At 71.5% G+C, this 9,710-nt stretch carries 8 protein-coding genes and 1 pseudogene; 6 read left to right on the top strand and 3 right to left on the bottom strand.

Features of this window, described 5'->3' with window-relative positions; all coding sequences use genetic code 11:
• On the bottom strand, positions 1 to 907 hold a 907-nt coding region (locus tag CQZ88_RS30840), incomplete at its 3' end, for an acetyl-CoA carboxylase biotin carboxylase subunit family protein (protein WP_258008552.1).
• 844 nt (positions 908 to 1,751) lie between these two features.
• Between CQZ88_RS30840 and CQZ88_RS10930 the strand changes: the two genes are divergently transcribed.
• The 5 genes from CQZ88_RS10930 to CQZ88_RS10910 all read left to right on the top strand — a co-directional run bounded on the left by CQZ88_RS10930 (position 1,752) and on the right by CQZ88_RS10910 (position 7,185).
• A complete protein-coding gene (locus CQZ88_RS10930; protein WP_006946883.1) occupies positions 1,752 to 2,204 on the top strand; it encodes a GyrI-like domain-containing protein in 453 nt (150 codons plus the stop codon).
• A 53-nt stretch (positions 2,205 to 2,257) separates the two neighbouring features.
• Entirely contained in the window at positions 2,258 to 4,111 is a 1,854-nt protein-coding gene (locus CQZ88_RS10925) for an acyl-CoA thioester hydrolase/BAAT C-terminal domain-containing protein (protein WP_102799742.1), read from the top strand.
• 70 nt (positions 4,112 to 4,181) lie between these two features.
• A complete protein-coding gene (locus tag CQZ88_RS10920; protein WP_006941391.1) occupies positions 4,182 to 5,360 on the top strand; it encodes a hypothetical protein in 1,179 nt (392 codons plus the stop codon).
• A gap of 240 nt (positions 5,361 to 5,600) precedes the next feature.
• Positions 5,601 to 6,023: a hypothetical protein gene (locus CQZ88_RS10915; RefSeq protein ID WP_029542623.1), complete on the top strand. Its 423-nt coding sequence runs from the start codon at positions 5,601 to 5,603 to the stop codon at positions 6,021 to 6,023.
• Positions 6,024 to 6,138: 115 nt separating this feature from the next.
• Positions 6,139 to 7,185, top strand: a complete 1,047-nt coding sequence (locus tag CQZ88_RS10910; RefSeq protein WP_029542625.1) for a zinc-dependent alcohol dehydrogenase family protein — start codon at positions 6,139 to 6,141, stop codon at positions 7,183 to 7,185.
• 104 nt (positions 7,186 to 7,289) lie between these two features.
• Here the strand turns inward: CQZ88_RS10910 and CQZ88_RS10905 are convergent, their stop codons facing one another.
• A complete protein-coding gene (locus CQZ88_RS10905) occupies positions 7,290 to 8,429 on the bottom strand; it encodes a patatin-like phospholipase family protein (protein ID WP_081637013.1) in 1,140 nt (379 codons plus the stop codon).
• Between the two features lie 243 nt (positions 8,430 to 8,672).
• Here CQZ88_RS10905 and CQZ88_RS10900 point away from each other — a divergent pair, with 243 nt between their 5' ends.
• Positions 8,673 to 9,341, top strand: coding sequence for an HAD family phosphatase (locus CQZ88_RS10900; RefSeq protein WP_006941379.1), 669 nt, complete (start codon positions 8,673 to 8,675; stop codon positions 9,339 to 9,341).
• Between the two features lie 44 nt (positions 9,342 to 9,385).
• On the opposite strand, the pseudogene CQZ88_RS30185 reads toward CQZ88_RS10900, so the two are convergent.
• Positions 9,386 to 9,710 (bottom strand): annotated as a pseudogene (locus CQZ88_RS30185) (hypothetical protein); the annotation flags it as partial.

Raw genomic sequence — 9,710 nt, 5'->3', positions numbered from 1 at the left:
CCTGCAGGCGGGTGTTGACCTCGAGGAAGGTGAAGATCTTCAGGTCCGGCTGGTACAGGTACTCGACGGTGCCGGCGCCGCAGTACCCGGCGGCGCGCACGAGGTCCGCGGAGACCGCGCGCAGGTGGTCGGCCTGCTCCTTGGTCAGCAGCGGCGAGGCCGACTCCTCGATGACCTTCTGGTTCTTGCGCTGGATGGAGCAGTCGCGCACGCCCGGCGCCCAGACGTTGCCGTGACCGTCGGCGATGACCTGGACCTCGACGTGGCGGGCGTCGGTGACGAGACGCTCGATGAACACCACGGGGTCGCCGAACGAGCGCTCGGCCTCGCCCTGGGTGCGCTCGAGGGCGAGCTCGAGCTCGTCCTCGGAGTACACCTTGCGGATGCCGCGGCCGCCGCCGCCGGAACGGGCCTTGATGATCAGCGGGTAGCCGATGGCCTGGGCGTGCCGGCGCGCGTCGGCGCGGGTCTCGACCGGTCCGCCCGACCACGGGGCGACGGGCACGCCGACCTTCTCGGCGAGCAGCTTGGCCTCGACCTTGTCGCCGAGCAGGCGCATGGCCTCGGCCGACGGGCCGATGAAGGTGATGTTCAGGCGGGCGCAGACCTCGGCGAACGCGGGATCCTCGGCCACGAAGCCCCAGCCGACCCACACGGCGTCGGCCTTCGCTTCGAGGAGGGCGCGCTCGAGTTCGGCGTGATCGAGGTAGGGGGTGGCGGCCGTGGTGGACGGCCGCAGGGTGACGCCCTCGTCGGCCTGGCGGACGAACATGGCCCGCCGCTCGGCCTCGGTGTGCAGGGCGATCGTCTTGATGTCGTAGCCGTGCTCGGAGTTGAGCTCCCGGACTGCTCTGATGAGGCGTACTGCCGCCTCACCTCGGTTGACCACCGCGATCCGTTTGAACATACTCGTTGCCACCGTTCTCCAGGTTTGTGCGCGCTCGTGCGACGCTCGTCGAAGCTTCTCGCCAGTGAGTGAAAAAAGTTAACCGATGTCGAGGCCCGCGTCACGGGTTGATAACGCGAGCAAGAACATGTATCGGTCGGCTCCTCGTGTCGGCGTATGCGTGCGGACGTGTGCACCGACTGGCCCGGCGGATGCCTGGGTGTCGGCGGACAGGCGGTCGGCCTCGTCCCGCGGACCGTCGTCGTCGACGGCCGAGTGCCCCCCGGTGGGGACGATCCTTCCGCTAACAGCATGAAGGAAACATGAGGGTTTGTCACGTTTTGTGGTCGGCAGGGCGGGGTTTGCCGCTCCCTCTCCGCCTCGCGCGCGGGAACTGCTGGCGGACAGTCGATTACGATCGAAATGGGGGATGATTCCGGGGCCCGGCCTCGGCGGGCCCGGGAATACCGCCGGGTAACACCGGGCAGTAACATTCGGGCCGTTGGTCTTTCGCGCGGCACGATGCCGGGTCCGCGAGCGCCGTCGGCTACGTGAATTGTCCAGCATCGGACCGGCATCGACGCCGCGAACGGGTCGAAGCGGACACGGGCCGCCGGCTGCGGGACCCGTCGCGCCGCCGCGACGAGGGTCGCTGCGGTCCGGCCGGTGCTGTGACGATTGTCACGGTAGTCGGAGCGCTCGTGTGTGCGGGCCGAATGTCACATCGATTCGATTGCATCGACCGGATGTGACATTCGGCCGCCGGCAACCCCCGCACAGCCCGGGCGCTCGATGTCTCCGGAAGTTCACGAATCGGCAGTGTGAATCGCCTATCGTGGCCCCAGGCTTCGACAGGGGAGGACGCATGCCCGAGATCGTGCACGCACCGGCCAGGCATCTGGCCGCCGTGGAGTTCAGCACCGACGTGGCGCACATCGGTGAGCACCTCGGCGAGGCGTACGGCGCCGTCGAGCAGTACCTGGCCGGCGCGGGCACGTCGCCGGCCGGCCCGGCCGTCGCGTACTACCGCAACTTCACCAGGGAGGGCTTCGACGGCGCCGCCGGCTTCGAGGTCGCCACCCGGATCGACGGCGACGGCCACGTGGTCCCGATCGACCTGCCCGCCGGCCAGGTCGCGACCGAGACCCACCTCGGTCCCTACGACACGCTCGAGCACACCTACGAGGCCCTCGCCGCCTGGGCCGCCCGCGAGGGGCACGACCTCGACCTGAGCACCGCGTGGGAGGAGTACTGGAGCCCGCCGGGCACCCCCGCCGAGGAAGTGCGAACCGTGATCTTCGTTCCCGTGAACTCCTGAGGCGTATCGCGGAAGCACCCCCACGGCGGCGGGAGGCGGGAGACAATCCGCGAATGTCCCTCGTCGTCGGATTCGCGCCGTGGATTGTGTACTGGATCCTCGTCGGCAACACCGGGTTCGTCACCGCCGTGGCCGCCGCCCTCGCGCTCGCCGCCGCCGGCCCCCTCGTACAGCGGGTGCGCGGAAAGCCGTGGCGCTCCCTCGACGTCGGCACCGTCGTCGTCTTCGCGCTGCTGCTGATCGCCGCGCTCACGCTCGACGACGCCGTCCTCGAACGCTGGCTGCAGCCGGTCGGCAATCTCGGACTGCTGCTCGTCGTCCTCGGCGGCATCCTCGCCGGACGACCGTTCGTGCGCGAATACGCCGTCGAGACAGTCGATCCCGCGACCGCGGCATCCGGCGGCTTCCGGTACATCACCACCGCGATGACGTGGATGTGGGCGGCCGCGTTCGCCGTGATGACCGTGTCCTCGCTGATCCCGCCGATCGTCGACGGTTCCGCCACCGTCCGCGACGAGACCGACGCGCTCTCCGTCGTCGGCTACTGGGTCGTCCCCTTCGTCGTCCTGGGTGCCGCCGGACTGGTTTCGGCCCTGTTTCCCAAGTGGTTCGACACGAAGTCCGCGCTCGCCGCCACCGCCAACCCGAGCCCCGAACCCGCGTCCCCGACGGCACCACCCCCGGACCTCGACTCGCCCCGGGTGCACCTCGTCGTGCCGCGCCAGTCGCGGCACGACGAGCCGTTCCGCCTCACCCTCGCCGGGTCGCGGCCCGACGCGACGATCACCGTCACCGCCGAGGGCGCCGACATGTCCGGCGCCCGCTGGCGGTCGCACCGCAGCTACGACGGCAGCGGCGACGTCGTCGACGAACCGTTGTGGGACATGCGGTTCGACGAGCCCGACCGCGTACCCGACCTGTTCGTCCCCCCGCCCGGCCGGTGGCCGGTCACGCTCACCGTCACCGACGGCCCGCACACCACGCGACGCACGGTGATCCGCACCGACGCCGCGCCCGGCGTGACCGTCGAAAACCTCGACGTCGCCGGACGGCCGGGTCTGCTCGCCCGCCCGGACGGCCCGGCTCCGCTGCGCGGATGGCCGGCGGTGCTGTGCGTCGGCGGATCCGAGGGCGGCGTCGATTCCCAGCGCGCCACCATCGCCGCCCTCGCCTCCCACGGCCACGTCGCCCTCGCCTACTCGTGGCTCGACGAGAACACCGAGGTCGCGTCCGTACCGCTCGAGCGCTTCACCGGCGCGCTGCGCCACCTCGCCGCCCTGCCCGAGATCGACACCGACAACGTTGCCGCCGTGGGCATTTCCCGGGGCGCCGAAGGCCTTCTCGCCGCCGTCGCGGCCGACGGCACGTCGCTGCGGGCGCTGGTGCTCGTCAGCCCCAGCTCCGTCTCGTGGCAGGGACTCGGGCCGGACGGGGAGATCCCGGACACTCCGTCGTGGACCCTGGGCGGCGCGCCACAGCCCTGGGCACCGCTGCCCAGCTCCGCGCTGATGCCGCAGATGATCCGCAACGCCTGGCGCGCCGGCCGCGACGTCGCCCGGCACCGGCCGTCGCTGCTGCGGCTGTCCGACGCCTACCGCGCGGGACTGCGCGACGCGCCCGACCCCGCCCACCTGCGGTCCGAGAAGATCGACGCCCCGATCCTGTGCATCACCGGCACCGACGACCAGCTGTGGCCGGCCACGGACATGGCGGGCGCCCTGCTCGCCCGGCGCGGCGACGGTCGCGACCGGCACCTGTCCGTCGACGGCGCCGGCCACCTGATCCGCCTCGGCATGTTCCCCGGCGACGCCCAGTGGAGCGGTGGCATCGCCTTCGGCGGCACCCCGGCCGGGCAGGGCAGGGCCCAGCGCGCCGCGGTCGACGCCGTCACCGAGTTCCTCGCCTGACCGGCGCTCCCGTCGCGGTCCCGGGATTTCTGGAACAGTGGAGGGGTCCGGACGCCACGAGGAGGTCCCGATGTCCGACGACCCGCAGTTCCCGGTCGGGTTCGAACCGGCCGAGCAGCGCCGCGAGCGGATGGCCGCGCAGGTGCGCCGCTGGTGCGAGCAGCACCGGCTCGACGGCCGGCACGCCCCGCTGTCGGACGCCGCCGCTCTCTGCCTGGCCGCCGGCCACCTCGACGACGAGACCCGCGACATCCTGGCCCGGCGCCGCCGGATCGGCCGCGGCCTGCCCACGCTCGGCGGGTTCGGCGCGTTGCGCCATCTCACGGACGAGCACGCCCGCCTCACGGTGCGAGCCGCCGACCTGCGCCCCGGCGCCGCCCGGCTGGTGTTCGAGTACCGGGCGGGGGAGCTGGCCAAGCGGCTGCGCAACGCCCACTACACGCTCACCGTGTCCGGCCGGCACTACGCGCAGGGCGTGCGGGCCGTGCGGCGGGAACGGCGCGACGGCGTGCACCTCGACCCGCACCAGCGTGACGCCCTGTTCGCGGCGCTGCAGCGCACGCCCGCGCCGATCCCCGAGAGAACGACCGATCAGGTGCGCGGCGCCGTGCTCGGCGTGGCCGTGGACCGGGTGACGCGCTGGTCCGACGGCACCGCGGCGGCCGCGGTGGGACGTCGCGCCGCCGACGCCCTCGGCCGGCAGGTGCCCGACGGCGACGATCACTTCGTCGACCGGTACGACACCCTGCTGTTCCTCGCCGGCACCCTGTTCGACCGGATCGAAGGCTCCACGGCCTGGCGGTCGGACCACCTCGCGGTGCAGCGGTCCCAGCTCGATCTCGCCGACGAGCTGACGCAGATCGCCGTGGACGCCGTGACGTTGCGGGGCCTGCTCGCCGAACTCGCCGACGCCCGGCGCGCGGCGCCGTCCGCTCGCGCGGCCGTCGACGCGCGTATCGCCGCGCTCGCACCGGTGTGGGATCAGCTTCTCGACCGGGTGGCGGCACTGGCCCGCATCGGCGAACTGCTCACCGTCGCCGAGGTCCAGCTGCGCACGGCCGAGGTCGAGGCCCGCACCGCGAGCCTCGACGAGCGGATCGACTCCCTCATCGGCCGATCGGGAGCGCGGGAGCTGTCCGCCGACAACACCCACTTCGTCGGCGACCAGTTCGGGATCGCGGCAGAGCTGATGGGTTCGCTCCGGTCGGAGCTGAGGGGCGACATCGCGGAGCTCACCGCGCGGGAGTGAGGCCGCCCGCGCGTCGATTGTCAGCTGTCACAGCCCAGCTCCTCGGTGATTCCGACGTCGCCCGACGGCACTGCTTCTCGTGCGGGCGGTGCTGTAGCTTTCACGCGTTCTCGAGCGAAATCGACTGGGGGTGAACGGGTGCTGCGCAGTACGCCGAGATGCACGGCGCCGAGATGCACGGCGCCGAGATGCACGGTGCCGAGACCCACGGTGCCGGCGTGCACGGCCCGGAGGTCGGGGATGCTCCTGGCGGCGACGGTGCTCGCCGTCGCCGGCTGCGGCGGGTCCGGCGGCACGGTCCGGGTGCAGGACGATCCGATCCTCGAGGCGGAGTTCGACACGGTCCTGCTGACGGGCGAACCCCGCACCCTCGCCTCCGTGGCCGAGGACGCCGGTCTGTCGCCGGGGTCGTGGGACCGCATGTACCGCTTCTCGCTGCCCCTGCTGATGAGCTCGATCAACCGGGATCTCGGCCTGACGGGCACCGTGTGGGAGAACCTCCCCGACACCGCGGGGCAGGGCCTGATCGTCTTCATGTCCGACGGCGCCGTCGTCCGTGCCACCGTCGACCGGGCACCCGTCGTCGAGGTCGACGGGTACGGCACCCCCGAGGCGCTGGTCGAGGCGGCCCCGGACCGGCTCACGATCGTCTCCGGCCACTGACCGACCCGGTGTGACATCCCCCCGTCCGATTCGAGGTCCAAGGACCCGTTCCGAACGGGCGCGAACGATGGGACGCTGAGACCGGCAGACACCCATCGGCGAAAGGGCCGAAGCAATGAAGGCACTGGTGTTCCACGGTCCGGGCAAGCGCGTCTGGGAGGACGTTCCCGACCCCCGAATCCAGGACCCCACCGACGCGATCGTCCGCGTCGACGCGGTCACCATCTGCGGCACCGACCTGCACATCCTCGGCGGCGACGTCCCCGAGGTGACCGACGGGCGCATCCTCGGGCACGAGGCCGTCGGCACCGTCGTCGAGGTCGGGCCGGGCGTGCAGAACCTCGCGCCCGGCGACCGGGTCCTCGTCTCGTGCATCACCTCGTGCGGGCGCTGCCGCTTCTGCCGCGAGGGCCGCTACGGCCAGTGCCTCGGGGGCGGGGGCTGGATCCTCGGCCACCTCATCGACGGCACCCAGGCCGAACTCGTGCGAGTCCCGTTCGCCGACAACTCGACCCACCGTGTACCCGAGGGCGTGAGCGACGAGCAGATGCTCATGCTCGCCGACATCCTGCCCACCTCCTACGAGGTCGGCGTGCTCAACGGATGCGTGCGGCCCGCCGACGTCGTCGTCATCGTCGGCGCCGGACCGATCGGTCTCGCCGCGATCCTCGCCACCCGGCTGCTGAGCCCGAGCCACGTCGTCGCGGTCGATCTCGCCGACAGCCGACTCGAGGCCGCCAAGGCGTTCGGCGCCGACGTCGTGGTCAACGGCGGGCGCGACGACGTCGCCGCGGTGGTGCGCGACCTCACCGGCGGCCTCGGCGCCGACGTCACCATGGAGGCCGTCGGAGTGCCGGCGACGTTCGAACAGGCCGTCGAGCTGGTCCGGCCGGGCGGCCATGTCGCCAACATCGGCGTCCACGGCGCGCCGGCCACCCTGCACCTGGAGAGCATCTGGATCAAGGACCTCACCATCACCACCGGCCTGGTCGACACCTACTCGACGCCGACCCTGATCGGCCTGGTCCGCAGCGGCAAACTCGACACCTCGCCGATGATCACCCACCGGTTCGCACTCGACGAGTTCGAGGAGGCCTACGACGTCTTCGGCCGCGCGGGTGAGACCGGTGCGCTCAAGGTGCTGCTGACGGGCAGTCGGTAACCTGGCGCGGCTGCGCTCGCTGCTTCACCCGCGCCGCCACAGGCGAGCGAATGTATCGTTCCGTCGGACTACCGAGGTGAGCGATACATTCGCTCGGGCCGCGCTCATTCGTGAGTTGCCGCGATTCCGAGTTCGGCTGCGGCGGAAGTAAAGTCCGGGTCGAAGAGCAGGAAGCTCAGCAGGTCGCCGTGGTCCTCGCGTGTTCCCCCGGCGAGGCGACCCAGGACCGACAGCCACGGATGGCGCAGACCGCCGACGCCCGCGGCCTTCCTGCTGTACACGTCGTACGCGAGCCGGCCGAGGTCGTACGCCTGATCGAGCGACGGGCCCGCGAACCGCACCCGGATCTCCCGATCCGATGTCACGTCCGCGCTGTCCACTCCGGCTGCACGGATGCGCATCAGCCGGTCGTTACGGACCTCGAGTTGGTGGAGGTCTTCGATCATGCGGTCCGAGAGGAGGGCGCGCAGGATCAGCGCGGCGGCACCGAATACGTCGGGCGGTTCGTCGTCGCAGGGCACGAGGTCGGCGGCAGGCCGTTCGATCCAGTGTCGCGGCTGGGTCGCGACGACTCCGAGGGTGTCCGCGCCGAAGGCGAGGGCCGGTTTCAGCGGGGTGTTGAGCTGCAGACCGCCGTCGGCGTACCAGCCTGCCCACGCCGCCGGTTCGGTGACCCGGACGGGCCGGAACAGCACCGGCACCGCCGCCGATGCCAGCACGTGCTCGACGGTCAGTTCCGTTTCGACGTAGGTGATGTTGCGATGTTCGTCGTAGGGAGGTAGCGGCACAGACGAGTGCTTCTCGACGAAGACCACGGTGCCGCGGGTGGCGACCGACGTTGCGGTCACCGCGACCGCCCCGATGGCGCCGCTGCGGATGTTGGCGTGCAGGTCCTCCCAGCAGATGAGAGAGTCCAGCAGGTCGTGCATGCGCTCGGTGTCGAGAAGGCTCGGTAGCGTGACGTCCAGACCGGCGGCCTGACCGAGGTAGCGCAGGCCCGTGCCGACCAGCGTCCCCACGGGGCCGAAGACGTCGTCCAGTCCCACCGTCGACCACAGGCTCACGATCCTGTGGGTTGCGGCCTTGTACCCGTCCCCGGCGAAGGCGGCCAACGCGACGACGTTCAGTGCGCCGGCGCTGGTTCCCACCAGAATCGGGGGGTGCTCCGACCTCGGCAGGTGCGGCAGCAGCGATGCGATAGCTCCGGCCTCGTACGCGCCCCGGGCGCCCGCGCCGGATACCACCAGACCTACGGTTTCGCTCACGGTCGTCCCCCTCACGACGAGCACGTGCGTACATCGGAGAACGATACGCGCCGGTGCGGCGCCGAATGCGTGATCCGCAGGAGGCGGACGAGGGGCGCGACGAGCACATCCTCGCCCCGTCGGCAGCGCTCACGGGCATCCGGCCGGGGGCGCCGGATCCGTCCGCCGATCGGTTGCGTGTCGGTGTCGTGCCTGCGGACGAGTGTGGCCGAGACTGGGCCTGTGTCCGATATCGGCGGTGTGGAAGCGGTGGTGTTCGACCTGGACGGTGTGCTGGTCGACTCCGAACCGCTGTGGGAGCAGGTGCGCCGGCAGGTCGTGGCCGAGCACGGGGGTCGGTGGACTGCCGACGCGCAGAGCCGATTGATGGGCATGAGTACCCCGGAGTGGTCGAGGTATCTCAGCGACGGTCTCGGTGTCGACCTGCCGCCCGACGACGTGGCAGCGCTGGTCATCGATCGCATGGGCGCTCGCTACGCCGACCGGCTGCCGCTGATTCCGGGTGCGGTCGAGGCGGTGCGCGCGATGGCGGCGCGGTGGCCGCTCGGGCTGGCCAGCTCGTCCCCGCAGGCTCTGATCGACGGCGTGCTCGACGCCGCAGCGCTGGGAGACGTGTTCACCGTGGCGCTGTCCACCGAAGGTGTGGCGCGTGGGAAGCCGGCACCCGACATCTACCTGACGGTGGCCGAGCGACTCGGGATGGACCCGGCTCGGTGTGCGGCGGTGGAGGATTCCAGCAACGGGCTGCGGTCGGCGGCGTCGGCCGGCATGCGGGTGATCGCGATTCCCCATCCCCGGTACCCACCCGACCCGGATGCGCTCGCCCTCGCAGGACTCGTGCTGCCCGGCTTGGACAGTCTCACCCCGGCCGCGGTGGCAGCGATGAGGTGAGAGGTGGATGCCGGGGCCCTGCCCCGGTGCAGCCGGTCTCGCCCCTATGCCGGCGGACTCGGCGGACCGCCGACCGGCTGACCCGAAACACGTTTGGGAAGAACGGGAGTGGGAGCCGGGACCGCGCAGGGTGCGAATTGCGCGGCCCGGAACAGGTTGTCGGCGACGCACTCGCCGTCGACACCGGCGGGGACGGAACCGGCGACGAGACCGCGGACCTCCCGGTACAGCGCGGTGGTGTGTTCGACGGCGAGCTGCACCGCGAGCTGGTGATACGTCGTGCCGGGATATCCGGGAACCGGCTCACGACCGCGGAGCGTGCCCGGATCGTCCTTGTTCAGGGTCAGGTGACACTCCTCGAACGGGGCG

This window comes from Rhodococcus sp. ENV425 (genome assembly GCF_002887785.1).
Lineage (GTDB): Bacteria > Actinomycetota > Actinomycetes > Mycobacteriales > Mycobacteriaceae > Rhodococcus > Rhodococcus aetherivorans.
The sequence above is the reverse complement of the archived record's forward strand: the minus strand, read 5'-3'. Positions and strand labels throughout refer to the sequence as shown.